The sequence below is a fragment of the Agromyces sp. NPDC058110 genome, assembly GCF_042884735.1.
Lineage (GTDB): Bacteria > Actinomycetota > Actinomycetes > Actinomycetales > Microbacteriaceae > Agromyces.
The window spans coordinates 287,528-313,405 of the sequence record NZ_JBHVTI010000001.1 but is presented as its reverse complement, the minus strand read 5'-3'; the positions used below and the strand labels follow the sequence as shown (position 1 = coordinate 313,405).

Sequence of the window (25,878 nt, the reverse complement as noted above, 5' to 3'; positions counted from 1 at the left end):
CGTCACGCGTCTGCCGCGTAGTCGAGGAACACGGTCTCGCCCTCGCCCTGCAGCCGGATGTCGAACCGGTACGAGCGCGGCCCGTCGGGCTCGGCCACGAGCGTCGCACGGCGTTCGTCGGTCACCGAACGCAGCAGCGGGTCGGTCAGGTTCGCCTCGGGCTCGTCGCCGAAGTAGGCGCGCGTGACGAGGTGGTGCAGCACGCCCCTGGCGAAGATCGTCACGAGCAGGTACGGGGCCGAACCCGCCCGCATCGATCCGGGCTTGACCGTCGTGAACGAGAAGCGGCCGTCGCGGTCGACGGCGGCCCGTCCGAAGCCCGTGAACCCGCCCTGCCGCCTCGCGAGCGAGCCGCGTTCGACTGGCGCCCGGCCCGCGGCATCCGCACCCCAGATCTCCACGATCGCATCGGGGACCGCTGCACCGGCGCCGTCGAGGATCGTGCCGTGCACGCGGATCGCGTCGGGCAGCCATGGGGCTCGCACCTCGGGGCCGCCCTCGTAGGGCAGCGCGTAGCCGAAGAACGGGCCGACCGTCTGCGACGGCGTCGGTCCGGGCAGCGCGGGCACGATCGGGTCAGGCATGGTCGGCTCCCTCGGGTTCCATCCAGGTCGATCTCGGGCCGGTGAGCACGACGTCCCATCGGTAGCCGAGCGCCCACTCCGGCTCGCTCACGTCGTGGTCGTATCGCGCCACGAGCCGATCGCGCGCGGCCGGATCGACGATCGACTGGTAGATCGGATCGAGCGCGAACAGCGGGTCTCCGGGGAAGTACATCTGCGTGATCAGGCGCTGCGTGAACGCCGAGCCGAAGAACGAGAAGTGGATGTGCGCCGGCCGCCAGGCGTTGCGGTGGTTCTTCCACGGGTACGCCCCGGGCTTGATCGTCGTCAGCCGGTAGGAGCCGTCGTCGCCGGTGATGAGGCGCCCGACGCCCGTGAAGTTCGGGTCGAGCGGCGCCGGATGCTGATCGCGCTTGTGCACGTACCGCCCGGAGGCGTTGGCCTGCCAGATCTCGACGAGCTGGTTGCGCACCGGCCGCCCCTCGCCGTCGAGCACGCGGCCGGTGACGACGATGCGCTCGCCGAGAGGTTCGCCGACGTGCGCGATCGTGAGGTCGGCCTCCTCGGCCGCGACGTCGGTGTGACCGAACGCGGGCGAGACGAGCTCGATCTCCTCGGGGTCCGCGCGCACGAGCTCGTGCGTCGGATGCCGCAGCGCCGTCGATCGGTACGGGGCGAAGTCGCGCCGGGGGTGGGTGGGGGTGCGACCGGCTTCGACGGCTGCAGCCTGGGCCGCGGCGATCTCCGCGGAGATCTGCGCCTGATCCGCGAGCCCGTCGACGGGCGATCGGTGCGCGCCGGCGCCTGGAGTTGCTGCGCCGGGAGTTGCTGCGCCGGGAGTCGGTGCACCCGGCGCTGCGGCGCGCGCGGCGAGGTCGGGCGCGGTGCCGGGCGCGGCGGCATGGGCTCGACCCGAGCGGGCGGGTGCGGCGATTCGGTCGGTCACTGGGTCCCCTACGTCGGTGTCTGGAGGTGCCCTCCATGCTGCGCTCGCCGCGCGCGCCGTCGCATCCCGGATTCCATTGGATGGAATGGTCGGATGCCGCGCCTCACCGGTTCGGCGATCGGCCGCCTCGCCCGGCCGACCGGCGATGACGGCCGGGGTCGCTCGTCGCGCGCGTCAGGGACGCCAGCCGAGCGCCGCAGAGATGCCGCGCCCCGCGATACGCACGCCGAGCGCGAACTGCGGCTCCGTGCGCCGCTCGACGTGCGCGATGATCGACACCGCCGCGACCACGGTGCCGGTCGCGTCCCGCACGGGCGCCGCGACCGAGAACGCGCCCTTCGTGAGCGCCTCGACCGAGGTCGCGAGCCCGACCCGGCGCACCTCCGCCATGCGCGCGCGGAGCTCGTCCTCGTCGGTGATCGTGCCCGGCTGGTACGGTCGGAGACCTCCGGCAACGACGTCCTCGAACACGCCGGGCGGGGCGAACGCGAGCAGCGCCTGCCCGACCCCGGTCGCGTGCAACGGCAGCCGCGAGCCGACATCGGTGATCGACGGCACGGCGTCGGGCCCCGACATCCGCTCCAGGTAGACGACGCCGAGGCCCTCGCGGACCGCGAGGTGCACATGCTCGCCGGTCGCGTCGAAGAGGTCCTGGAGGTACAGCTTCGCGGCGGCGCGCAACCGGCGCGACGAGGGCTGGCGCACCGAGAGCCGCCACAGCTTGATGCCCACCCGGAAGCGGCCGTCGTCGCCGCGGACGAGCCCGCCCCATGCGACCCATTCGCCGACGAGGCGATGCGCCGTCGACATCGGCAGCCGGGCCCGATCGGCGATCTCGCCGAGCGTGAGCTCGTCGCCGCGCTCGAAGGCGTCGGCGATCGCGAAGAGCTTCTCGGCGACGCTGCGGTCGTCGCCGTCACGACGTGGCATGGGCCAAGCCTACGAGCGGAGCCCGGATGGGCGCGGTCACCTCCGAGCGGAGTCCGGACGGCTGACGTCGACGGGCGGTCGCCGGGTGCGAGGAAACCCGCCCGTCGCGCCCCGGTGTGCGGTACCGTGTGCTCGCGCCGGGCATCGGCCGGGCGTCGCCGGCACGACATCGCGATCGTCGGAGGCACCGTGAGCACAGACAAGCGCAACCCGATCGGAAGACTGCTCCCGATCGTCGACTGGCTGCCGCGCTACGAACGCCGCTGGCTGCGCGCCGACATCGTGGCCGGCATCGCCGTGGTGGCGATGATCGTGCCGAAGAACCTCGGCTATGCCGAGATCGCGGGCGTGCCGGTGCAGAACGGGCTGTACGCCGCTGCCGCGGGAGCGATCATCTACGCGCTGTTCTGCACCTCCCGCCAGATCTCGACCGGCCCGAGCTCGTCGCTCGCCGCCGTCGCCGGCGGCGCGGTGATCCTGACGGGGGTCACCGGCGACGACGCGGCGCAGCTCGTCGCCGCGATCACGCTGGTCACCGGCGTGCTGTTCCTCCTCATGGCCGTGCTCCGCATGGGGTGGATCGCCCAGTTCCTGTCGAAGGCGGTCGTCACCGGGTTCCTCGCCGGTGCTGCGATCGACGTCGTCATCGGCGAACTGCCGAAGCTGACCGGCACCTCCACCGACGGCGACAGCTCCTGGCGCGAGTTCGCATCGTGGCTCGGCGGGCTCGGTGGCACGCACCTGCCGACGCTGGCGGTGGGCGTGGCCGCGCTCGCCGTCATCCTGGCGCTCCGGTTCTGGGCGCCGAAGGTACCGGGCGCCCTCGTGCTGGTGGTGGGCGGCCTGCTCGCCTCCGCGCTGCTCGATCTCGGCGCGCGCGACGTGGCGCTCGTCGGACCGGTGCCGAGCGGACTCCCGGTGCCGCAGTTTCCGAGCCTCGAGGTGGCGCTGCAGCACGTGCCCGAGATCCTGGTGGCCTCGCTCGCACTGCTCCTCATCGGCTTCTCGCAGACCGCGGGCGACGCCCGTGCGTTCGCGACCAGGCACCGGTACCGCATCGATGCGAACCAGGAGGCGGTCGCCCAGGGCATGGCGAACGTCGGATCGGGACTGGTGCAGGGCATGCCGGTGTCGACCAGCCTCTCGGCGAGCTCGCTCAACGAGTCGGCCGGCGCTCGCACGCCCGTGGCGTCGCTGACGACTGGCGTGCTCGTGATCCTGACGCTGCTGCTGCTCGCGCCCCTCTTCGCCGACCTTCCCAAAGCCGTGCTCGGCGCGATCATCATCGACGCAGTGGTCTTCGGCATGATCGACCTGCCCGAGTTCAGGCGTCTGCGCCGCGTCTCGCGGTTCGACTTCTGGATCGCCGTCGCGGCCGTCGTCGGCGTGCTCTCGGCCGGCGTGCTGTTCGGCATCGTGATCGGCATCGTGCTCTCGATCGGCTGGCTCGTGTACGTGTCGACGCGGCCCGCGATGCCCGCGCTCGGTCGCGAGCCCGGCACCCAGGTCTTCCGCGACCTCGATCTGAACCCCGCCGACGAGACCTTCCCCGGCATCGCCGTCGTCCGCCTCGACGGCGGGCTCTTCTTCGCCACGGCCGAGGCGTTCGACGAGCGCATCCGCGAGCTGATCTCGGGCGATCCGCCCGTGACCGCACTGGTGCTCGACCTCGAGGGCGTCGGCTTCATCGATTCGCAGGGCGCAGCGAAGCTCACGGAGATCCGCGACCTGACGGAGGCCGAGGGCATCGCGCTCAGGCTGGCGAGGGTGAAGCCGAGCGTCGGCACCGTGCTCGGGGCCCAGGGCCTGCTCGAGCGGATCGGCGCCGACCACGTGCACGGCAACGTGCACCGGGCCGTCGAGGCGCAGCTCGCCGAGGGACGGGATGACGCGGGCGAAACCCACGGCGTCGGCGGCTGAGCGGTCGCCGAGGCACGCCGGCGTCGGCGGCTGAGCGGTCGCCGATGCACCGGGTCGCCGAACGCCCGGCGAGTCTGACAGGATCGATGCCATGTCTGACGCCGCCGCATCCCGTTCGAACCCGACCGCCTGGGCCGCCTTCTGGGTCGGTCTGGCCGGACTCCTCCTCATGCCGATCCCGCTGTTCATCGGCCTCATCGTGGGCGGCGGCCTCTCGGTCATCGCCGCGGTGCTCGCCGTGATCGGGCTGCTGAAGGGGCTCGCGCGGGGCGGCAAGGGCATCGCCCCCGTCGTGTTCGCCGCCATCTTCATCGCCCTCACGTGGGGCGGCATCTCGGTCGGCGGCGGCGTCGTCTGGTGACGCACGTACGGTGACCCGCGCCGGCACCCGCTGCATCCCGCCGACGACGTCACCGTGACGCCCGCTCCGGCACAGGAACTCCCTGCTGCCGGACCGCCGTCAGTCCGTGCTCGACGTGGGCTCGTACCGCACCGGCGGGAACGCCGCCGCGGCGATCGCGCGCAACTCCTCGAGGCTCGATCCGGTCGCGCCCTGCGCGCGGGCCTGCACGAGCAGGTTGCCGATCGCGGTCGCCTCGACGGGGCCCGCGAGCACGGGGATGCCGGCCCGGTCGGCCGTGCGTCGGCAGAGGAGCGTGTTCAGCGAACCGCCGCCCACGATGTGGATGACGTCGACCGCGCGGCCGGTGAGCTCGGCCGCGGTGCGCACGGTGCGGGCGAACGCCTCGGCGAGCGATTCGATGATCGAACGCGTGAACTCCGCCCACGATGCGGGCACCGGCTCGTCGTGCTCGACGCACCATGCCGCGATGCGGCCCGGCATGTCACCGGGCGGCGCGAAGCGCGCGTCATCCGGATCGAACACCGCCACGGGGGTCGTGATCGAGCCGGCCTCGGCGATGAGGGTCGGCAGGTCGATCTTCGAGCCCGACTCGAGTTCCCACTGGCGCACCGACTCCGAGAGCAGCCAGAGGCCCATGACGTTGTGCAGGAACCGCACGCGGCCGTCGACGCCGCCCTCGTTGGTGAAGTTGGCGGCGCGGGCCGCGTCGGTCGTGACCGGGTGCTCGAGTTCGAGGCCCACGAGCCCCCAGGTGCCGCACGAGATGTACGCGGCGCGGGAGGCATCCGTCATCGGAACGCCGACCACCGCCGACGCGGTGTCGTGCGAGCCGACCGCGACGACGTCGATCGGACGGGCCGCGCCGATCTCGCGCTGCACGTACGGCAGCGTCGTGCCGATGCGCGCGCCCGGGTCGACGAGGCCTGGCAGGATGCCGCGGGGCAGGCCGAGCGTCGCGATGAGCTCGTCGTCCCACTCCCCCGTCGTCACGTTCACGAGGCCCGTGGTCGAGGCATTCGTGCGCTCGGCGACGGCCGTGCCCGTGAGGTAGTAGCCGAACAGGTCGGGCACGAGCAGCAGGGTGTCGGCGAGGTCGAGCAGCGCCCCGCCCGTGCGTTCGGCGGCGAGCTGGTACAGCGTGTTGAACGGCAGGAACTGCAGGCCGTTGCGCCGGTACAGGTCTTCGAAGGGCACCCGCGCGTGCGTCGCCTCGACGCCGGCCGCGGTGCGCTCGTCGCGGTAGTGGAACGGGGTGCCGAGCATGCGTCCGCCCGCGAAGAGCCCGTAGTCGACCGCCCACGAGTCGACGCCGATGCTCGCGATCGACGGATGCTCGCGCACCGCGGCCGCGAGCCCCGTGAGGGCCCCGCGGTAGAGGCCCAGCAGGTCCCAGTGCAGGCCGTTCGGCGTCGGCACGGCGCGGTTCTCGAACCGGCCGACCGTCTGCATGGCGAGTTCGCCGTCGCCGACGCGGCCGACGATGACCCGGCCGCTCGTCGCGCCGAGGTCGACGGCGGCGACGCTCGCCGCGCCGCGCGCCGCGCCGCTTGCCGCGCCGGCGACCGCGCCCGAACGGGACCTGCTCATCGCAGGAACGCCGCCGCGACGCCCGAGTCGACCGGGATGTGCAGGCCGGTCGTGCGCGAGAGTTCGGGGCCGGTGAGCACGTACACCGCGTCGGCGACGTTCTCGGGCACGACCTCGCGCTTGAGGATGGTGCGGTTCGCGTAGAACTGGCCGAGGTCCTCCTCGTTCACGCCGTAGGTCGCGGCGCGGTTCGCCCCCCAGCCCGCGGCGAAGATGCCCGAACCGCGTACCACGCCGTCGGGGTTGATGCCGTTGACGCGCACGCCGTGCTCGCCGAGCTCGACCGCGAGCAGGCGCACCTGGTGGGCCTGGTCGGCCTTCGTCGCCGAGTACGCGATGTTGTTCGGGCCGGCGAAGACCGAGTTCTTCGACGAGATGTAGATCACGTCGCCGCCCATCTGCTGCTCGATGAGCGCCTTCGCGGCGGCCTTCGCGACGAGGAACGAGCCCTTCGCCATGACGTCGTGCTGGAGGTCCCAGTCCTGCTCGGTGGTCTCGAGCAGCGGCTTCGACAGCGACAGGCCGGCGTTGTTCACGACGAGGTCGATGCCGCCGAAGGCGAGCACCGTGGCGTCGATCGCGGCCTGCACGCCGGCCGCATCGGCCACGTTCGCTGCGACGCCGATCGCGACATCCGTCCCGCCCAGTTCGGCCGCGGCGGCCTGCGCCTTGGCGAGGTCGAGGTCGGCGACGACGACGCACGCGCCCTCGGCCGCGAGGCGGGTCGCGATGGCCTTGCCGATGCCCGACGCGGCGCCCGTGACGAACGCGATGCGGCCCTGGTGGGTCTTGGGCTTCGGCATGCGCTGGAGCTTGGCCTCCTCGAGCGCCCAGTACTCGATGCGGAACTTCTCGGCATCGCTGATGGGTGCGTACGTCGAGAGCGCCTCGGCGCCGCGCATCACGTTGATCGCGTTCACGTAGAACTCGCCCGCGACGCGGGCGGTCTGCTTGTTCGCGCCGTACGAGAACATGCCGACGCCCGGCACGAGCACGATGAGCGGGTCGGCGCCGCGGATGGCGGGGCTCTGGGATGTCGCGTGCGCGTCGTAGTACGCCTGGTAATCGGCGCGGTACGCCTCGTGCAGTTCGTGCAGGCGCGCGATCGAGTCCTCGATCGAGGCGTCTGCGGGCAGGTCGAGCAGCATCGGCTTGACCTTGGTGCGCAGGAAGTGGTCGGGGCAGCTCGTGCCGAGCGCCGCGAGCTCGGGCGCTCGCTCGGAGGCGAGGAAGTCGAGCACGACGTCGGTGTCGGTGAAGTGGCCCACCATGGGCTTGTCGTGGCTCGCGATGCCGCGGATCGTCGGTGCGAGCGCGGCGGCCTTCGCGAGGCGCTCGGCGGGCTCGAGCGCCTCGAACCCGGCGCGCACGCCGCCGAAGGGCTCGGCCGTGCCGTTCGCCTCGATGTAGGCGGCGGCGGTGTCGATGATCCAGAGCGAGTTCGCCTCGGTCTCGTCCGACGTGTCGCCCCACGCGGTGATGCCGTGGCCGCCGAGGATGCAGCCGATCGCGGCCGGGTTCGCAGCCTTGATCTCGGCGATGTCGAGTCCGAGCTGGAACCCCGGACGACGCCACGGCACCCACACGACCTTCTCGCCGAAGATCTTCGCGGTCAACTCCTCGCCGTCGGCGGCGGTCGCGATCGCGATGCCCGAGTCGGGGTGCAGGTGGTCGACGTGCGCGGCATCCACCAGCCCGTGCATGGCCGTGTCGATCGAGGGCGCCGCACCGCCCTTGCCGTGCAGGCAGAAGTCGAACGCGGCGACCATCTCGTCTTCGCGGTCGACGCCCGGGTACACGTTCACGAGCGAGCGCATGCGGTCGAGGCGCAGCACCGCGAGGCCCGGCTCGGTGAGCGTGCCGAGGTCGCCGCCCGAGCCCTTGACCCAGAGCAGCTCGACGGGCTCGCCCGTGACCGGGTCGGTGTCGGTGCCCTTGGCCGACGTGTTGCCGCCGGCGTAGTTCGTGTTCTTCGGGTCGGCGCCGAGGCGGTTGCTGCGCGCGATGAGGTCGGCGGCTGCGGGGTTCGTCATGATCACGCACCCCATCCGGCCTGGGTGCCGCCGACGCGCTCCTCGGCGATCTTCGCGAGGTACCCGGATGCCGCGAACGCGCGCATCGGGTCGGCGGGGAGCCCGCGCGACTCGCGCCACTCGGCGAGGGCCGGTCGCACGTCGGTGTAGAACGCGTCCATGAAGATGCGGTTCGCCTCGAGCACGTCGCCGCTGCGCTGCGCCGCGCCGAGTGCATCGCCGTCGACGAGCAGCGCGCGGGCGGTCATCTCCTGCACGTTCAGCACGGAGCGGATCTGGCCGGGGATCTTGTCCTCCACGTTGTGGCACTGGTCGAGCATGAACGCGACATCCGGGTTGTTGAGGCCGCCGCCGCGGAGCACCTCGTAGATGATGCGGAAGAGCTGGTACGGGTCGGCGGCGCCCACGATGAGGTCGTCGTCGGCGTAGAAGCGCGAGTTGAAGTCGAACGAGCCGAGCTTTCCGAGGCGCAGCAACTGCATGACGATGAACTCGATGTTGGTGCCCGGCGCGTGGTGACCCGTGTCGAGGCAGACCATGGCCTTCTCGCCGAGCGCCGCCACCTGGGCGTACGAGGTGCCCCAGTCCGGAACGTCGGTGTGGTAGAACGCCGGTTCGAAGAACTTGTACTCGAGCACGAGGCGCTGCTCGTCGCCGAGTCGTGCGTAGATCTCCTGGAGCGACTCGTGCAGGCGGTCCTGACGGCCGCGCAGGTCGGCCTGGCCCGGGTAGTTCGAGCCCTCGGCGAGCCAGATCTTGAGGTCGCGCGAACCGGTCGCGTGCATGATGTCGATGCACTCGAGGTGGTGGTCGATCGCCTTGCGTCGCACTGCGGCGTCCTCGTGCGTGAGGGCGCCGAACTTGTAGTCCTCGTCTTGGAACGTGTTCGAGTTGATCGTGCCGAGCGCGACGCCGTGGTCTTCGGCGTACGTTCGCAGCTCGTCGTAGCTGTCGACCTTGTCCCACGGGATGTGCAGCGCGACCGTCGGAGCGAGCGCGGTGTACTGCTGCACCTGCGCGGCATCCGCGATCTTCTCGAACGGGTCGCGGGGCGTGCCGGGCGTCGTGAAGACGCGGAACCGCGTGCCCGAGTTGCCGAACGCCCAGCTCGGCAGCTCGATGGCCTGCGCGGCGAGCTGCGCCTGGATGGAATCGGTGAGAATGCTCACGGCGTGCTGCTTTCTGTGAGGTGCGCGACGGATGCCGCGTGGTCGATGGTGGTTCAGTCGGTGGCGGATGCCGCGGGGTCGGCGTCGAGCGCCGCGAGCTGGTCTTCGAGGTGGAACACCTCGGTCAGGCGCGGAGCGGCCTGGTCGGGGCGCGTGCCGTCGAGCGACACGAAGAACTCCGCCATGTCGGCCTCCCACGCGGCGGTGCGCGGGTCGGACTCGAGGGTCCGTTGGGAGGCCTCGTCGTCGTCGGTCTCGTAGTAGCCGACGAGCAGGCCGTCGTCGCGGAGGAAGAGCGAGTAGTTGCGCCGCCCCGAGGCCTCGATCGCTCGGAGCATGTCGGGCCAGACGGCGGCGTGCCTGGCGCGGTACTCGTCGAGCCGGGTCGGGTCGACCTGCAGGTGGAAGCAGACGCGCCGGGGCACGGCGACAGGTGCGCTCATCGATGAGCCCCTTTCCGGTCACGCGGATGATGAAACGTTTCAAGCATAGCAGGCGTCGACACGTGCGCGAGCATCGACGAGACGGCGCGGGGCCCGGGCGACCTCAGGTCGCGATCGGGCCCCGCGCTGCGACATCGACTCAGAAGTCGAAGTCGCCGATGTTCTCGGCGTCGAACACGTAGGGGTCGCCGAGGAGCACGACGCCGTCGGCGCCGACCTCGTACGAGCCGAGCTTGCCCGCGTCGAACGAGTCGCCCTCTTCACCGGTGATCTCGCCCTCGATGAGCGCCTTCGACGCGAACGAGGCCAGGTAGCCGAGGTCGGCCGGGTTCCACAGCGCGAACGAGGTGACCGTGCCGTCCTCGACGTACTCGCGCATCTGGTTCGGCGTGCCGAGGCCGGTCAGTGCGACCTTGCCCTTGTACTCCGAGGTCGAGAGGTAGCGAGCGGCAGCCGCGATGCCGACCGTCGTGGGCGAGATGATGCCCTTCAGGTTCGGGTGCGTCTGCAGCAGCGCCGCGGTCTTGTCGAACGAGGTCTGGTCGTCGTCGTCGCCGTACACGGTGTCGACGAGCGTCACGTTCGGGTGGTTCGCCGCGAGCTCCTCCTTCATGAGGTCGATCCATGCGTTCTGGTTGGTCGCGTTGGCCGATGCCGACAGGATCGCGATCTCGCCCTCGTCGCCGATCTGCTCGGTGATGAGGTCGACCTGGATCTTCGCGATGCCCTCCGACGTGGCCTGGTTGATGAACAGGTCGCGGCAGTCGGGGTTCGTGTCGGAGTCGAACGTGACGACCTTGATGCCGGCGTCGCGAGCCTCGTTCAGCGCGTCGCAGATCGCCTCGGGGTCGTTGGCCGAGATGTCGATCGCGCCGACGCCCTGCTGCGTGAGGGTGTTGATGTAGCTCACCTGCGCGTCGGGCGTGGCCTCCGCGGGACCGACCTCGGCGAACGTGCCGCCGAACTCGTCGATCGCCTCCTGCGCCCCCGCCGACGAGGTGTCGAAGTACGGGTTGCCCAGGTTCTTCGGCAGGAAGGTGATCGAGAGGTTCGCGGCGTCGCCGGAACCGCCATCGCCGCCGTCGGTTCCGCTGTCGACGGCGCAGCCGGCGAGCAGGAGCACCGACGCCGCGGTGAGCGCGGTCACCGCTGCCAGTCGGGTCTTCTTCTGAAACATCGTTGTTTTCCCTTCATCGGTTGAGGTCGACGTGTGATCGCCTCGACGGTCGCGCGGCCCGGTCACCCTGCTGTGGAGGCCTCGACGCGCGGTGTTCCCCCTGGTGCCCTCCGGCGCGTTCGCAGCCAGGCCAGGAAGCTGGTGGTCACCACCGACAGCACGAGCAGTGCGCCGGTGATGATGTTGATGACGTCGCTCGTGACGTTCGCGAGCCGCAGGGCGCTCGACAGCACGCCGATGAGCAGCACGCCGGCGATGACGCCGTGGATCGCGCCGCGGCCGCCGAAGACCGACACGCCGCCGAGCACGACGGCCGCGATGACCTGCAGCTCGAGGCCGGTCGCGTTGTCGCCGCGGGCGCTGCCGAAGCGCAGCGTGTAGAAGATGCCCGCGAGCGCCGACACGAGGCCGCTCAGCACGAACAGGATCAGCTTGGTGCGCTCGACGTGCACGCCCGAGAAGTGGGCGGCCGCCTTCGTCAGGCCGATCGCGTAGATGCCGCGGCCGAACGGGGTGAAGTGCAGGAGCACGATGAACACGACGAGCAGCACGAGGAAGACGAACAGCACCACCGGGATGTTGCTGCCGCCCACCCTGGCCTTCGCGATGTCGGTCCAGAACTCCGGGAACTCGGTGATCGCGGTCGTGCCGAGCAGGCCGACCGCGAGGCCGCGGAACAGCGCGAGCGTGCCGATGGTGACGGCGAGCGAGGGCAGGCCGACGACCGTGACGAGGAATCCGTTCACCGCGCCGCAGGCCGCGCCGGCGACGAGCGCGACGACCGCGGCGAGTTCGAACGGGAGACCGGCCTGCGTGAGCACGCCCGTGAGCACGCTCGACAGGCCGACGATGCTCGCGACCGACAGGTCGATCTCGCCGGTGATCATGACGAGCGTCATCGGCAGTGCGATGAGCAGGATCGGCATGACGTCGAGCAGCAGGTAGGTCAGCGTGATCGGCTGGCCGAAGCCGCGCACGGTCAGCGCGGCGACGACGGCGACGATGATCAGCAGGCCGATGATGGCGGACTCGCGGGTCAGCACGACGCGCTGCCACAGCGGGCGGTCGTAGTCGCGGTAGGTGCGCGCGATGGCGTTGGCCGTGGTGGTCGTGGCGGTCATCGGTCGTCCTCCCGCGCCTCGAGGAGCTTGCGTTTCTGCCGCACCGCGAGCACGCGGTCGAGCACGATGGCTCCGATGATGAGCGCGCCGACGACGGCGCGCTGCCAGAAGTCGGGGATGCCGAGGATCGGCAGCGCCCGGTTGATGGTGAGCAGCAGCCACGCGCCGATCGCGGCGCCCCACACCGAGCCGACGCCACCGGTGATGGCGACGCCGCCGATGACGGCCGCACCCACGGCGTCGAGCTCCCAACCGGCACCCGCCTGCGAGTTGATGGTGCCGTACCGGGCCGCGTAGAGCACGCCCGCGAGTCCGGCCAACGCGCCCGAGAACACGAACGCGATGAGCAGGCGACGGGTGACGCGCAGGCCGTAGAGCTCGGCGGCAGCCGGGTCGGAGCCGATCGCGTAGAACTCGCGCCCGCCCCGGCTGTTCTTCATGAACCAGGCGGTGACGACGAGCACGACGACGGCGATGATCGTGAGGATCGGGATCCAGAGGATCTGGCCGGTGCCGAGCGCGAGGAAGTCCTTCGGCAGGTCGGACGCGTTGATGCGGTCGCTGCCCGTCCAGAGCACGTTGATGCCGCGGTAGGCGTACAGGGTGCCGAGCGTGATGACCATCGCGGGCACCTTCGCGTAGGCCACGAGCGCGCCGTTGATGAGGCCGAGCAGGCCGCCGAACACGATCGCGATCGCGAAGACCGCGACGATCGGGATGCCCTGCAGGTCGACGAACAGCCGACCGGTGAGGTACGCGGACAGGCCCAGGATCGAGCCGACCGACAGGTCGACGTTGCGGGTGATGATGACGATCGCCTGGCCGATCGCGACGAGCACGAGGATCGACGGCGTGAGCAGCAGGTCGCGCCATCCGTCGGAGCTGAAGAGGAAGTTCGGGTTGGCGACGGTCGCGGCGATCACGACGAGCACGAGCGCGAGCAGGATGCCGAATTCGCGCGCCGCGCCGATGGCGTTCAGCCGCTTCGTGACGGAGGACTTCTCGATGACGGCGGTCACTGGTGGGCTCCCTGGGCGTGGGTGGCGGCGAACATGACGTTCTCGCTCGTGGCGTCGGCGCGGTCGATCTCGGCCGTGATGCGGCCCTCGCGCATGACGAGCACGCGGTCGGCCATGCCGAGCACCTCGGGCAGTTCGGACGAGATCATGAGGATGCCCATGCCGCGGCCGGCGAGCTCCGAGAGCAGCCGGTGCACCTCGGCCTTGGTGCCGACGTCGATGCCTCGGGTCGGCTCGTCGATGATGAGCACCTTGGGCTCGGTCGCGAGCCACTTGCCGAGCACGACCTTCTGCTGGTTGCCGCCCGAGAGCGTGCCCGCGATGGTCGACATGGCGTTGGTCTTCACCTCGAGCCGGCTCGCCCACACCTTCGCGGCGCGGTTCTCCATGCCCGAGGTGATCAGGCCGGCGCGCGCGATCGTCTCGCGGATCGCGAGCGTGACGTTGTGCGCGACGGATGACTCGAGCACGAGGCCCTGCTTGCGCCGGTCTTCGGGCACCAGAGCCAGCCCGGCGCGCATCGCGGCATCCGGTCGTCCCTTCGGAACCGCCCGCCCTTCGAGGAGCACCGAGCCGGCGTCGTACCCGTCGACGCCGAAGACGGCACGGGCGACCTCGCTGCGACCCGCACCGACGAGTCCGGCGAGCCCGACGATCTCGCCCGCCCGTACCGCGAACGAGATGTCGTGGAAGAGCGGGCTCGTGAGCCCGTCGACCTCGAGCAGGGGCTCGCCGATCTCGGCGGGGAGCTTGGGGAAGAGTTCGGTGACGTCGCGGCCGACCATCCGGCGCACGAGCTCGTCGACCGTGGTCTCCGCCAGCGGCGTCGTCGCGACGTAGGCGCCGTCGCGCATGACCGTGACGGTGTCGCAGAGCGCGAAGATCTCGTCGAACCGGTGCGAGATGAAGAGCAGCGCGCGCCCCTCGTCGCGGAGGCTGCGCGCGACGGCGAAGAGCCGATCGACCTCGACGCCAGAGAGCGCCGCGGTCGGCTCGTCCATGATGAGCACGCGGGCGTCGAGCGAGACGGCCTTCGCGATCTCGATGACCTGCTGGTCGGCGATCGACAGGCCCTCAGCCGGGCGGTCGGGGTCGATCTTCACGCCGAGTCGCTGGAAGAGCGCCTCGGCCTCGGTGCGCATCGCCTTGCGGTCGATGCGGCCGAATCGACCGGTGGGCTGGCGGCCCATGAAGATGTTCTCGGTGACCGTGAGGTCGGGGAACAGCGTCGGCTCCTGGTAGATGACCGCGATGCCCGCGGCCTTCGACTGGGCGGTCGAGGTGAAGTCGACCTCCTCGCCGCGCAGGCGGAGGTCGCCGGCGTCACGACGGTACAGTCCGGCGATGATCTTCACGAGCGTGGACTTGCCCGCGCCGTTCTCGCCGACCAGCGCGTGGATCGAGCCGGATTCGAGCCGGAGGCTTCCGGAACGGAGCGCGACGACCGGCCCGAAGGACTTCACGACCTTCGAGAGCTCGAGCATCGGCGGCGCACCGGCCTGCGGCGATTGCGTCTGCGGCGGGTCCGACTGCACGAAGGGCCTCCTCGTCGAGGTGAAATCTGATAAACAAGCTTGAATCGATTCATGTACGATTCACTCGATACTGTATGGATCGTTTCAAGACGCGTCAAGTCGTCACGCGATTGAATGTCGGCGAAGGAGCTGGAGCATGGCAGCGGTGCGGATCCGCGATGTCGCCGAACGTGCGGGCGTCTCGGTCGGAACCGTCTCCAACGTGCTCAACCGGCCGAACGACGTCTCCGCCGATTCGGTCGAACGCGTGCAGCGGGCCATCGACGACCTCGGTTACGTGCGCAACGACGCGGCACGCAAACTCCGCGCCGGAGTGTCGACCAGCATCGGCTTCGTGGTGCTCGACGGCCAGAACCCGTTCTTCACCGACGTGGTGAGAGGCGCCGAAGACGAGGCGTCCAGCCACAACCTCGCCATCCTGTACGGCAACACCGACGAGGATGTCGCACGCGAGCGCATGTACCTCGACCTCTTCGAGGAGCAGCAGGTGCGCGGCGTGCTGATCTCCCCCTACGGCGACATCCACACCCGGCTCGAGCGCCTGCGCGACCGCGGCATCCCCGCAGTGCTGGTCGACCGGTTCAGCGGCGACGGGCGGTTCAGCTCGGTATCCGTCGACAGCGTCGCAGGCGGCCGGATGGCCGTCGAGCACCTGATCGCGACCGGGCGCCGGCGCATCGCCTTCATCGGCGGGCCGTTCGAGATGCAGCAGATCCGGGATCGGCTGGCCGGGGCACGCGTCGCCGCCGAGAACGCGCCGGGGTCGGTCGAGCTCGAGGTGCTCCCGACCGAGGCGCCGACGGTCGAGGCGGGCGTCGCGGCCGGTGCCCGGATCCTCGCCCGCTCCCGCGCCGATCGGCCCGACGCGCTCTTCGCGGCGAACGACCTCGTCGCGCTCGGCCTGCTCCAGGCGCTCGTCGTCGACGGGCGCATGCTCGTGCCCGACGAGATCGCGATCGTCGGCTTCGACGACATCCCGTTCGCCGCGGCCGCCGCGGTGCCCCTGTCGTCGATGCGCCAACCGAGCCGGATGATCGGGCGAACGGCCCTGCGGATCCTCCTCGAGGAGACCGCCGACCCGGCGATCATCCCGAGGCAGACCGTGTTCCTGCCCGAGCTCGTCGTGCGCCGCTCCTCGGCCGGGCAGGCCGCGCCGCAGCGCGGCGCACGGGGGCGGTGACGTGTTTGCTGACATCATGGCCGGAGCGCACATGAGGTGCGTCTCGACGAGCGGAAGGGGGAACCGATGGCGGTGAGCGTGAAAGACGTCGCACGCGCGGCATCCGTCTCGGTCGGCACCGTCTCCAACGTGCTGAACCGACCCGACAAGGTCTCCCCCGCGACCGTCGAACGCGTGCAGGCCGCCATCGACGCGCTCGGGTTCGTGCGCAACGACGCCGCCAGGCAGCTGCGCGCCGGCCGGAGCCGCAGCATCGGCCTCGTGGTGCTCGACGTGCGCAACCCGTTCTTCACCGAGGTCGCCCGCGGCGCCGAGAACCGGGCCGCCGAAGACGGCATGACGGTACTGCTCGGCAACAGCGACGAGAACACGGCGCGCGAGGGCGCCTACCTCGATCTCTTCGAGGAGCAGCGCGTGCACGGCGTGCTCATCTCGCCCATGAGCGACGACCTGCCGCGACTGGCCAGGCTCCGCGACCGCGGCACGCCCGTCGTGCTCGTCGACCGCGAGTCGACCGACCGGGCCTTCTCGTCGGTGGCCGTCGACGACGTCGTCGGGGGCGAGCTCGCCGTGCGCCACCTGCTCGAGACCGGACGGCGTCGCATCGCGTTCGTCGGCGGCCCGGCCTCGCTGCAGCAGGTGACCGACCGGCTCGAGGGCGCCCGTCGCGCCGTCGCCGAGGTGCTAGACGCCACCCTCGAGGTGATCCCGACCGAGTCGCTCACCGTGCTGCAGGGGCGCGCGGCCGGCGAACTCGTGCGCGACCGGGCCGCCGGCGAGCGGCCCGACGCGATCTTCGCGGCGAACGACCTGCTCGCCATGGGCGTGCTGCAGGCGCTCACCATGCAGGGCCGGCTCCGGGTGCCCGCCGACATCGCCCTGATCGGCTACGACGACATCGACTTCGCCTCCGCGGCGGTCGTGCCGCTCTCGTCGATCCGCCAGCCCGCCACGCTCATCGGCCACACCGCGGTCGACCTGCTGCTGAAGGAGGCGGATGCCGCGGCATCCGATTCGGCTCCCGAACGCGAGCACGTGGTCTTCCAGCCCGAGCTCGTCGCGCGCGCGTCGACGCTCGGCTGAGGCCGGCCGGCACGCAACCCGGCCTGCCCGAACGCGCGCAGGGCGGATCAGCGAGAAGCGGGGCGCCGCCTCGGCGACACCCCGCTCCCCTGCGACGCAGGGCCTCAGCCGACCTGGTCGGTCTGCACGATCGTGTAGAGCACCGCGTGCACGCGGTCGCGGAGCGCGTTGCCCATGCCGATCGGGTCGGTCTTCACCGCGTCAGCCGTCGACGACGCGATGGTGCCGGGGTTGAGCGCCGCGAGCATCAGGTCGTTGCCGTGGAGCGCCGCCTGCACCGGGTCCATCCACCCGCCGAGCACGGCATCGGTCGAGACGACGCCCTCGAAGCCCCACTCGCCCCGCAGGACCTCCTGGAGCAACTGCTCGTTGCCGCCGGCCCAGACGCCGCCGATGTTGATGAACGAGGACATCGCGCCCGAGGCATCCGACTCCTTGACCGTGATCTCGAACGGACGCAGGTAGAGCTCGCGCAGGGCCTGCTCGGAGGCGAACACGTTGATGCCCGACCGCGCGTTGACCTCCTGGTCGTTGAGCGCGAAGTGCTTCATGGTGGTCGGGATGCCGTGGTCCTCGGCCCCCGAGGCCATGGCGGCGCCCATCTTGCCGCTGATGAGCGGGTCCTCCGAGAAGTATTCGAAGTCGCGTCCGCCCATCGCGGTGCGGTGCAGGTTCATGCCGGGCGCGTACCAGACGTCGACGCCGACCGCGTGGGCCTCGGCGGCGACGGATTCGCCGACCGAGTAGGCGAGCTCGTCGTTCCACGTCGACGCGATGACGATCTCCGACGGGTAGCGGGCCGCCGTGATCGAGCTGAACAGCGAGTTCAGGCCGGCCGGGCTGTCGAGCAGCGTGATCGCCGGGATGCCGAGCCGCTCGACGGCGACGGTGCGGTACGCGCCGTACGAGAACAGGTCGGCCTGCTCGTCGACCGTGAGCTGGTCGAGGAACGCGTCCCACTGCGGGTCGTCGTAGTCGAGGCCCTTCAGGTCGTCGAGCTCGAGTCCGTTGTCGGCCCCGTACGTCGGGGCATCCCCCGACGTCACCGGTTCGAGCTTCGGATTCATGAGGTCGATCAGCTCGTCGGAGGCGACGGTGTCGTCGGCGGGCGCGGTCGGGTAGGTGGCATCCCAGTCGTCGCGGGAGAGGAACGTCAGGTCGCCCTCGACGTAGTCGAACCGGCCGGCCAGGCTCGCGCCCGTCACCTCGTCGGTGGCGTAGACCACGTCTTCGCCGACCTCGGTCGAGAACGTGTACAGGGGGCTGTGCACGTCGGTCGAGACCTCGAGGTCGTAGGTGCCCTGCTCGAGCACGTAGGCGCCGGTCGCGGTGTCCCACGACGCCATGTCGCGCGTCGCGAAGGCGATCGTCACCGTCTCGGACTCACCGGGCTCGAGCACGCCCGTCTTGGCGTAGCCGGCGAGTTCGATCGCGGACCTCTCGATGCCGCCAGGAGTGTACGGAGCGGAGAAGTAGGCCTCGACGACGTCCTTGCCGGCGACGTCGCCGGTGTTGGTCACCGTGACGTCGATCGAGATCTCGTCGTCGCCGACGACGGGCTGCGCCGGAGCCCAGTCGAAGGTCGTGTAGCTGAGGCCGTAGCCGAAGGGGTACTGCACGATCTGGTCGTACGCCTCGTCGCCCTCGTAGCGGGTCTCGTAGTAGCGGTAGCCGACGTAGATCCCCTCCTCGTAGTCGAGGAAGGCGCGGTTGGCGTTCGCGTAGCGGTGGTCGCCGAGGTTCACCGACCCGGGCGCGGACTCGACGTCGTACGCGAACGTGTCGGTGAGGCGACCCGACGGGTTCACGTCGCCCGAGAGCACCTTCGCGAGCGAGACGGTGCCACGGGGGCCGGGAGCGCCGATCCAGACGGCGCCCTTGATCTCGGGGTACTCGTCGAGGAATCCGAGCTCCATCTGATTGCCCGAGTTCACGATGACGACCACGTTCGGGATGCTGGCGGTCACCGTGTCGAGCAGCGCGGTCTGCGCGTCGGTCAGCCTGAGGCTCTCGGCGGTGAAGTCCGAGCCCTCGGATCCGATGTCGCCGACCACGACGATCGCGGTGTCGGAGAAGTCGGCCGCCTGCGCCATGACCTCGCCGGTCAGGTAGTCGGGTTCGGGCTCACCCGAGTCGCCGCCGCCGAGCAGCCCGCCGAGGATCTGCACGAACCCGTTCGACGCGCCGGTCACGTGTTCGGCGCCGGCGGCCTCCATCGTCGCGTAGAGGTCTTCGTTGTAGGCCACGCCCTGAGCCTCGAGCGCCTCGTAGAGCGTCGGGGCGCCCTCGGATGCGGCACCGCCCGAGCCTCCGCCGCCGAGCTGGAGGTTGAACGACGCGAACGAGAAGACGTTGACGGCGCCCCCGGTGAGCGGCAGCACGTCGTCGTCGTTCTCGAGCAGCACGATGCCCTCGTCGGAGACGGCCTCCGACACGGGCCCGGCCGCCTCGCGGGCGGCCTTCGCCGCTGCGGTGTCGTCGGTGAACTCGATCGAGGTCAGGCGCCCGATGCCGGCGGCGTACGGCGCGACGAGCACGACGACGCCCACGACGGCCACGGCGGCGATGCCCCAGCCGACGAGGCGGCGCGGGCGGTGCTTCACCCGGCGGTAGGCGCGCTCGCGGCGCTTGGCCTCACGGCGCTCGGCGCGGCTCATACCTGCGCGAGCGGCCTTGCGCTCCGCCTTCGCGGCCTTCTTCGCCGCTCGCGCCGCAGCGGGATCTGCGGCCTTCGCGGCCTTGCGGTCGTCGGGGCTCATCGCCGCCAGCTCGGCCCGGCGGGCCTGCTTCGCCGCCTTCTCCTCCGCCACCCGGGATCGGGCCTCGGCGCGGATCTCCTTGCGTGTCGCCATGTACTGCTCAGTCCTCACTCTCGAGGCGTGTCCGTTGCGCCTCGCTCTCGGGGCGCGTCCGTTGCGCCGTGCTCGCGGGGCGCGAACGATGCGCCCACCAGGCCGACGCGGTGCGGCGGGCGCCGCGCCAGAATCGACCGTTGACCATCAGGAGAAGTCCGTCGACCATCGCGGCGTCGACGGCGCCGCCCGACATCCGCTCGACCGAACGGAACGGCAGGTCGAGGGCGAACCGCACGTTGTTCGACGCGTGCGGCCTGCCGAGGGCCATGAGCGCGCGGCTCGTGCCCTCGATGAGCCCGTGGAGCAGGCTCGCGAAGCCGCCGCGGCCCTTCGTCTGGGCGATGATGTCGTCGCGCGTCAGCGGCCGGTCGGTCGGCCAGGCCGCCGGCGGCAGCGGCCGGCCGAGCAGGTCCTCGAACTCCGCGGCATCCACACGCTCGACGTGGCCGGTGACGTAGTTCGCCGACCCGACGAGGTCGACGGGCTCGCCGGCGATCGCGACGGTCGCACGCGATCGGATGTCGCGCGATGACGCACCGGCGAGCACGGCGTACTCCCCCGGGGCGACGCGCCAGTCGTGCGCGCCGGTGTCGAAGACCTGGAACGCGCGCTCGCCGAGGGCGATCTCGACCGTGGCGCTCTCACCCGGCGCGAGACCGACCCTGGCGAAGCCGGCGAGCTCGCGCGGCGCACGCACCTGACCCGCCGCGGCCCGCGGGGCCTCCGCATAGACCTGCACGATCTCGTCGCCCGCGACCGCACCCGTGTTGGTGACCGTCACGCGCGCCGAACGTGCGTCGGCGCTCAGGTCGGAGTACTCGAAGGTCGTGTAGCTGAGGCCGTGGCCGAACGGGTAGCGAACCGGCGCACCGACCTTGTCGTAGTAGCGGTAGCCGAGGTAGATGCTCTCGCGGTGCTCGCTGGTGGCCTCGGTGCGGGAGAAGGATGCCGCGGACGGCACGTCGTCGTAGCGCAGCGGGTAGGTCTCGGCGAGCTTGCCGGCGGGGTTCGCACGGCCGGTCAGCACGTCGGCGACGGCGGGGCCGAGGCCCTGACCGCCGAGGTATCCGAGCACGAGTGCGTCGACGTCGTCGGCGAACGGCAGTTCGACGGGCGACCCTCCGGCGAGCACGACGACGACCCGCTTGCCGAGTGCGATGATCTCGCCGGCGAGGTCGAGCTGGTTCTGCGCGAGCCTCATGTGCGTGCGGTCGACGGCCTCCGCCTCGGCCGACTCGTCCAGGCCGAGGAACAGCAGCACGGTGTCGGCCCGCTCGGCCAGGCGGAGGGCTCGCTTCCGCAGGCGACGGGATGCCCCGTCCCTGCGCCGGAAGCCGGGCTCGAAGCCGATGATGTCGAGGTCGGTGGCGCGCAGCGCGTCGAGCGGGGCGTGCACGCGGGTCGGGTTCACCAGCGAGCTGCCGGCGCCCTGGTAGCGAGGGGTCTCGGCGAAGTCGCCGATGACGGCGATCCTGCCCGCCGTCGGGCCGAGCGGCAGGATGCCGTAGCCGTTCGCCGCCAGCACGATCGAGCGGCGTGCCGCGTCGATCGCGAGGTCGTGATGCAGGTCGTGGTCGACGGCCGGGGCTCCGTCGCGAGGAGCGGCGCGGTCGATGAGGGTCAGGAGCTCGTCGACCCGCGCGTCGAGGATCGCCTCGTCGAGCGTGCCGGCCTCGACGGCGGCGACGATCTGGCGATCGGTGACGCCGTCGGTCGAGGGCATCTCGAGCGCGTTGCCGGCGACGATGCCTGCGACGCGGTCGTTGTTGCCGCCCCAGTCGGTCACGACGAGCCCGTCGAAGCCCCACCGATCGCGCAGGGTGTCGGACAGGAGCTCGAGGTTCTCGTTCGCGTAGGTGCCGTTGACCCGGTTGTACGAGCTCATGACGGTCCACGCGCCGCCCTGGGCGATCGCGATGCGGAAGCCCTCGAGGTAGAGCTCGTGCAGCGCCCGCTCGTCGACGATCTCGTCGATCGACATCCGGTGCGTCTCCTGGCTGTTGACCGCGAAGTGCTTCGCGCTCGCGGCGACGCCCTTCGACTGGATGCCGCGGATCATCGCCGCCGCGAGCAGGCCCGACAGCAGCGGGTCCTCTGAGAAGTACTCGAAGCTGCGGCCGGCGAGCGGGTTGCGCTTGATGTTCAGGCCGGGGCCGAGCAGCACGCTGACGTTCTCGGCCGCTGCCTCGGCACCGAGCGCCTCCCCGACCCGGCCGACGAGCGTGGCATCCCAGCTGTTCGCCAGCGTCGCTGCGGTAGGAAAGCAGGTGGCCGGGATGCTGGCGTTCAGTCCGAGATGATCGGCCGCACCACCCTGCTTGCGCAGGCCGTGGGGCCCGTCGGTGAGCATGATCGACGGAATGCCCAGCCGGTCGATCGGCTTGGTGTTCCAGAAGTTCGCACCCGACATGAGCGACGCCTTCTCTGCGAGCGTCATCGCATGCCGGGAACGATGGATATCGGTTCGTTCCACCCTTACACTGTAAACGAAGTTCCACCACGTGGTGGACATACGAGGAGCCACCGTGCCGAACAGCCGCACAGGAGCGGCCCGTGCCGACGGATACGCCACCGGCCGCGCCACCAAGAAGGCCATCGTCGCCAGCGCCGCACAGGCTTTCGCCCGCAAGGGCTTCTACGGCGCCTCGCTGCGCAGCATCGCGCAGGAGGCCGGCGTCGACCACTCGACGCTGCTGCACCATTTCGGCAACAAGACCAACCTGATGCTCGCCGTGATCGAGTGGCACGACCAGCAGCAGCTGCGCGCCGACTTCCCCCGCCGCCTGTCGGCCGAGGCCATCGTCGAGGGCTTCGTCAGCGCCGCGGTGAGCAACCGCGAGACCCCCGGCCTCGTGCAGCTGCTCTCGATGCTGACGGCGGAGGCGGGCAGCGACGACCACCCCGCACGGCCTGCCCTGCAACGCCGGCACCAGCGCCTCATCACCCTCTTCGCGTGGGTGATCCGTCGACAGCGCGCGAAACTCGGCCTGCCCGACGACGGCCTCAGCCCGGAGCAGCGCGCCGCCGTGCTGCTCGCGACCTGGGACGGCCTGCAGATGTTCGACGCCCTGCATCCGGGCATGCTCGACGTCCCCGACCTCGTCGGACGCTCGCTGCGCGAGGCGTTCGGCCTCGAGCCCGCGCGATGAGCACCCCGCCGACGATCGAGCTCCGCGACGGCTCCGCCCTTCCGCGCATCGGCCTCGGCGTCTTCCAGGTCAGCGACGTCGACGTGTGCGAATCGAGCGTGGCTCGGGCGATCGGCCTCGGCTACCGCCTCATCGACACCGCGGCCGTCTACCGCAACGAGCGGGCGGTCGGGCGCGGGGTGCGGGCGTCGGGCGTGCCGCGCGAGGAGATCACCGTCACCACGAAGCTGTGGCCCGCCGACTTCGGGCGGCGCCGATCAACGGCGGCGATCGAGCGGGCCATCGAGCGGCTCGGCACGGGACACGTCGACCTGCTCCTGCTCCATCGCCCGCACGGCGACGTGCTCGGCGCCTGGCGGGCGTTGGAGGATGCGGTCGATCACGGCACCGTCCGATCGATCGGCGTCAGCAACTTCGCGGTCGCCGACCTGCAGCGTCTCCTCGAGGTCGCTCGGATCCGACCGGTCGTCGACCAGGTCGAACTGCACCCCTACTGGCAGCAGCCCGACCTCCTCCCGTTCCTCGCCGGCGAAGGCATCGTGCCGCAGGCCTGGTACCCGCTCGGACACGGTTCGCGGGAACTCCTGGGCGAGCCCGCGCTGGCCGCCGTCGCCGCGCGGCACGGCCGGAGCGCGGTGCAGGTCGTCCTCCGCTGGCATGTGCAGTCGGGGTTCGTTCCGCTTCCGAAGTCGACGAACCCGGTGCACCTCGCGGCGAATCTCGACGTGTTCGACTTCGAGCTCGAGCCCGACGAGATGAGGTCGATCGACGCGCTCGGCCGCTCCCGTCCGCTCTCGCGGGTGCCGCGATGGGTCGAGGCGGTCACGACCCGCCTGGGCACGCCGCCCGCGCTGCCCTGACGCTCAGGCCGGGCTGCGCGCGATCCAGGTCTCCGCGACCCTGCGGCGCTGCCTCCCGATCGGCGCGACCGACGGCGAACCGGTCACCGGGTCGGGCACGACCATGCAGCGCAGGCCGAAGACCTCCTCGACGAGCTCGGCCGTCACGATCTCGGAGGGCGGGCCCTCGGCGACCACGGCGCCGTCCTTCATCGCGATCATGTGGGTCGCGTAGCGCGCCGCCTGATTGAGGTCGTGCAGCACCGCGACCACGGTGCGCCCGGCCTCGTGCAGGTCGGTGAAGAGCTCCATCAGCTCGATCTGGTGGGCGATGTCGAGAAAGGTCGTCGGCTCGTCGAGCAGCAGGATCGGCGTCTGCTGCGCCAGGATCATGGCGACCCACACGCGCTGACGCTGCCCGCCTGAGAGCTCATCGACGCGCCGCCCCGACAGCTCGGTCACGCCGGTCGCCGACAGCGCCTCCTGCACCGCGAGCTCGTCGGCCGGCGACCACTGGCGCAGCATTCCCTGATGCGGGTGCCGGCCGCGGGCGACGAGGTCGGCGACCGTGATGCCGTCGGGGGCGAGCGAGGTCTGCGGCAGCAGGCCGAGCACCCGGGCGGCCTCCTTCGCCTTGACCTGCGAGATGGCCCGGCCGTCGAGCACGACCTGCCCGGCCGCCGGCGCGAGCAGCCGCGAGAGCGCCCGCAGCAACGTCGACTTGCCGCACGCGTTCGGGCCGACGATCACGGTGAAGGAGCCGTCGGGCACGGCGACCGAGAGGTCGGTCGAGATCACCCGGCGGTCGTAGCCGAGGGTGACGGCCTCGGCGGCCAACCGGGTGGGTTCGGGGGCATCGGCGCGAGTCAAGAGCGTCTCCGTGCTTCGTGGATCAGGAGCCAGATGAGGTAGACGCCGCCGATGACGACGGTCACCACCCCGACGGGCAGGGGTGCGGGGAGCGCGTGCTGCGCCACGACATCGGATGCCGTGAGCAGCAGCGCGCCGAGGAAGGCGGCCGGCACGAGCGCGAGGCCGGCCGTGCGGGTGAGGCGCTGCGCGATCTGCGGCGCCGCGAGCGCCACGAAGGCGATCGGTCCGGCGGCGGCCGTCACGACGGCGGTGAGCACGACGGCGCAGACCACGAGCCACAGCCGGGCGGGCTCGGCCCGGGTGCCGAGGGCGCGCGCGGCGTCGTCGCCGAGCTCGAGCTGGTGCATCGACCGCACCAGCACGCCGAGGCCGAGGAAGGCCGCCACGATGAGCACGACGGCCGGCCCGAGCTGCGGCCACCCGACGGCGTTCAGCGAACCGGCGCCCCAGACCGCGGCCGCCATCGCGACCTCGAGCTTCGCCCGCAGCATCAGGTAGGTCGCGAGCGCCTCGAGCATCGCGGCGACGCCGATGCCCACCACGATCAGCCGGAACCCCTGCACGCCGCGCCGGTACGCGAGCAGGTACACGACCGCCGCGGCGCCGAGACCGCCGATCACGGCGCCCGCGGCGACGGGGGCCGAGCCGGCGGCTGCGCCGAGCACGATGATGACGACCAGGCCGCCCGCGTACGACCCTGCGGTCAGCCCGATGATGTCGGGGCTCGCGAGTGGATTGCGGGTGAGCGACTGGAAGACCCCGCCCGAGACCGCGAGGGCCGCACCGAACACGACGGCCCCGATCACCCTCGGCAGCCGCCACTCGAGCACGACCGTCTCGACGATGCCGCTCTGCTGCCCGAGGAACGCGGACACGACCTCGTTCACGCTGAGCGGGAGGTCGCCGAGGCACAGCGCCACCACCGCGACGGCGACCGTGACGAGGGCGAGCGCGACGCACACGAGCATCGTCCGCAGACGGAAGCGCACCGACATCCGACCCGCCCTGACCACCGCGACGCGCACGCCGAAGTCGACCGGGCCCGCACCGGCGGCGTTGTCCGCGGCGTCGTCCGGGACGCTCGGCGAGGCC

General features: G+C 71.2%; 21 protein-coding genes. 6 read left to right on the top strand and 15 right to left on the bottom strand.

The window, feature by feature from the left end; all coding sequences use genetic code 11:
* Positions 1–2: 2 nt before the first annotated feature.
* From pcaG to ACFVS8_RS01555, 3 genes are all read right to left on the bottom strand, one after another.
* Entirely contained in the window at positions 3–584 is a 582-nt protein-coding gene (pcaG, locus tag ACFVS8_RS01565) for a protocatechuate 3,4-dioxygenase subunit alpha (protein WP_387056897.1), read from the bottom strand.
* The gene (pcaH, locus tag ACFVS8_RS01560) at positions 577–1,317 is read right to left on the bottom strand and encodes a protocatechuate 3,4-dioxygenase subunit beta (RefSeq protein ID WP_387058139.1); all 741 of its coding nucleotides are present in this window, start codon (positions 1,315–1,317) and stop codon (positions 577–579) included. The genes pcaG and pcaH overlap by 8 nt, the downstream gene beginning before the upstream one ends.
* A 366-nt stretch (positions 1,318–1,683) precedes the next feature.
* Positions 1,684–2,439: an IclR family transcriptional regulator gene (locus ACFVS8_RS01555; protein WP_387056895.1), complete on the bottom strand. Its 756-nt coding sequence runs from the start codon at positions 2,437–2,439 to the stop codon at positions 1,684–1,686.
* A gap of 189 nt (positions 2,440–2,628) precedes the next feature.
* Between ACFVS8_RS01555 and ACFVS8_RS01550 the strand changes: the two genes are divergently transcribed.
* A complete protein-coding gene (locus tag ACFVS8_RS01550) occupies positions 2,629–4,359 on the top strand; it encodes a SulP family inorganic anion transporter (RefSeq protein WP_387056893.1) in 1,731 nt (576 codons plus the stop codon).
* A 91-nt stretch (positions 4,360–4,450) separates the two neighbouring features.
* Entirely contained in the window at positions 4,451–4,720 is a 270-nt protein-coding gene (locus tag ACFVS8_RS01545; protein WP_387056891.1) for a hypothetical protein, read from the top strand.
* A 99-nt stretch (positions 4,721–4,819) separates the two neighbouring features.
* Here ACFVS8_RS01545 and ACFVS8_RS01540 read toward each other — a convergent pair whose 3' ends face one another.
* The 8 genes from ACFVS8_RS01540 to ACFVS8_RS01505 form a co-directional block, all read right to left on the bottom strand.
* The gene (locus ACFVS8_RS01540) at positions 4,820–6,310 is read right to left on the bottom strand and encodes a rhamnulokinase family protein (RefSeq protein WP_387056889.1); all 1,491 of its coding nucleotides are present in this window, start codon (positions 6,308–6,310) and stop codon (positions 4,820–4,822) included.
* Positions 6,307–8,343 (bottom strand): bifunctional aldolase/short-chain dehydrogenase, encoded by a 2,037-nt coding sequence (locus ACFVS8_RS01535; protein WP_387056887.1) that lies wholly within the window; start codon positions 8,341–8,343, stop codon positions 6,307–6,309. The genes ACFVS8_RS01540 and ACFVS8_RS01535 overlap by 4 nt, the downstream gene beginning before the upstream one ends.
* A 2-nt stretch (positions 8,344–8,345) precedes the next feature.
* Positions 8,346–9,512, bottom strand: a complete 1,167-nt coding sequence (rhaI, locus tag ACFVS8_RS01530) for an L-rhamnose isomerase (RefSeq protein ID WP_387056885.1) — start codon at positions 9,510–9,512, stop codon at positions 8,346–8,348.
* A 53-nt stretch (positions 9,513–9,565) separates the two neighbouring features.
* The gene (locus tag ACFVS8_RS01525) at positions 9,566–9,955 is read right to left on the bottom strand and encodes an L-rhamnose mutarotase (protein ID WP_387056883.1); all 390 of its coding nucleotides are present in this window, start codon (positions 9,953–9,955) and stop codon (positions 9,566–9,568) included.
* 139 nt (positions 9,956–10,094) lie between these two features.
* A complete protein-coding gene (gene rhaS, locus ACFVS8_RS01520) occupies positions 10,095–11,132 on the bottom strand; it encodes a rhamnose ABC transporter substrate-binding protein (RefSeq protein ID WP_387056881.1) in 1,038 nt (345 codons plus the stop codon).
* A gap of 62 nt (positions 11,133–11,194) precedes the next feature.
* Positions 11,195–12,253 carry an ABC transporter permease gene (locus ACFVS8_RS01515; RefSeq protein ID WP_387056879.1) on the bottom strand — a complete coding sequence of 353 codons (1,059 nt, stop codon included), beginning with the start codon at positions 12,251–12,253 and terminating at the stop codon, positions 11,195–11,197.
* Positions 12,250–13,272, bottom strand: coding sequence for an ABC transporter permease (locus tag ACFVS8_RS01510; protein WP_387056877.1), 1,023 nt, complete (start codon positions 13,270–13,272; stop codon positions 12,250–12,252). Before ACFVS8_RS01510 ends, ACFVS8_RS01515 begins: the two co-directional genes overlap by 4 nt.
* Positions 13,269–14,756: a sugar ABC transporter ATP-binding protein gene (locus ACFVS8_RS01505; RefSeq protein WP_387058137.1), complete on the bottom strand. Its 1,488-nt coding sequence runs from the start codon at positions 14,754–14,756 to the stop codon at positions 13,269–13,271. The genes ACFVS8_RS01510 and ACFVS8_RS01505 overlap by 4 nt, the downstream gene beginning before the upstream one ends.
* Positions 14,757–14,943: 187 nt before the next feature.
* Between ACFVS8_RS01505 and ACFVS8_RS01500 the strand changes: the two genes are divergently transcribed.
* Together ACFVS8_RS01500 and ACFVS8_RS01495 are read left to right on the top strand one after the other, a co-directional pair.
* Positions 14,944–15,987, top strand: coding sequence for a LacI family DNA-binding transcriptional regulator (locus ACFVS8_RS01500; RefSeq protein WP_387056875.1), 1,044 nt, complete (start codon positions 14,944–14,946; stop codon positions 15,985–15,987).
* Positions 15,988–16,053: 66 nt separating this feature from the next.
* Positions 16,054–17,070, top strand: a complete 1,017-nt coding sequence (locus tag ACFVS8_RS01495; protein WP_387056873.1) for a LacI family DNA-binding transcriptional regulator — start codon at positions 16,054–16,056, stop codon at positions 17,068–17,070.
* A gap of 104 nt (positions 17,071–17,174) precedes the next feature.
* Here ACFVS8_RS01495 and ACFVS8_RS01490 read toward each other — a convergent pair whose 3' ends face one another.
* Positions 17,175–19,922 (bottom strand): glycoside hydrolase family 3 N-terminal domain-containing protein, encoded by a 2,748-nt coding sequence (locus tag ACFVS8_RS01490; protein ID WP_387056871.1) that lies wholly within the window; start codon positions 19,920–19,922, stop codon positions 17,175–17,177.
* 7 nt (positions 19,923–19,929) lie between these two features.
* Entirely contained in the window at positions 19,930–22,362 is a 2,433-nt protein-coding gene (locus tag ACFVS8_RS01485) for a glycoside hydrolase family 3 C-terminal domain-containing protein (protein ID WP_387056869.1), read from the bottom strand.
* Between the two features lie 88 nt (positions 22,363–22,450).
* Between ACFVS8_RS01485 and ACFVS8_RS01480 the strand changes: the two genes are divergently transcribed.
* Both ACFVS8_RS01480 and ACFVS8_RS01475 read left to right on the top strand, forming a co-directional pair.
* The gene (locus ACFVS8_RS01480) at positions 22,451–23,074 is read left to right on the top strand and encodes a TetR/AcrR family transcriptional regulator (RefSeq protein ID WP_387056867.1); all 624 of its coding nucleotides are present in this window, start codon (positions 22,451–22,453) and stop codon (positions 23,072–23,074) included.
* Positions 23,071–23,934 (top strand): aldo/keto reductase, encoded by an 864-nt coding sequence (locus ACFVS8_RS01475; protein ID WP_387056865.1) that lies wholly within the window; start codon positions 23,071–23,073, stop codon positions 23,932–23,934. Before ACFVS8_RS01480 ends, ACFVS8_RS01475 begins: the two co-directional genes overlap by 4 nt.
* A 3-nt stretch (positions 23,935–23,937) precedes the next feature.
* Here the strand turns inward: ACFVS8_RS01475 and ACFVS8_RS01470 are convergent, their stop codons facing one another.
* Together ACFVS8_RS01470 and ACFVS8_RS01465 are read right to left on the bottom strand one after the other, a co-directional pair.
* Positions 23,938–24,783: an ABC transporter ATP-binding protein gene (locus tag ACFVS8_RS01470; protein ID WP_387056863.1), complete on the bottom strand. Its 846-nt coding sequence runs from the start codon at positions 24,781–24,783 to the stop codon at positions 23,938–23,940.
* A complete protein-coding gene (locus tag ACFVS8_RS01465) occupies positions 24,780–25,781 on the bottom strand; it encodes a FecCD family ABC transporter permease (protein WP_387058134.1) in 1,002 nt (333 codons plus the stop codon). The genes ACFVS8_RS01470 and ACFVS8_RS01465 overlap by 4 nt, the downstream gene beginning before the upstream one ends.
* Between the last annotated feature and the right edge of the window lie 97 nt (positions 25,782–25,878).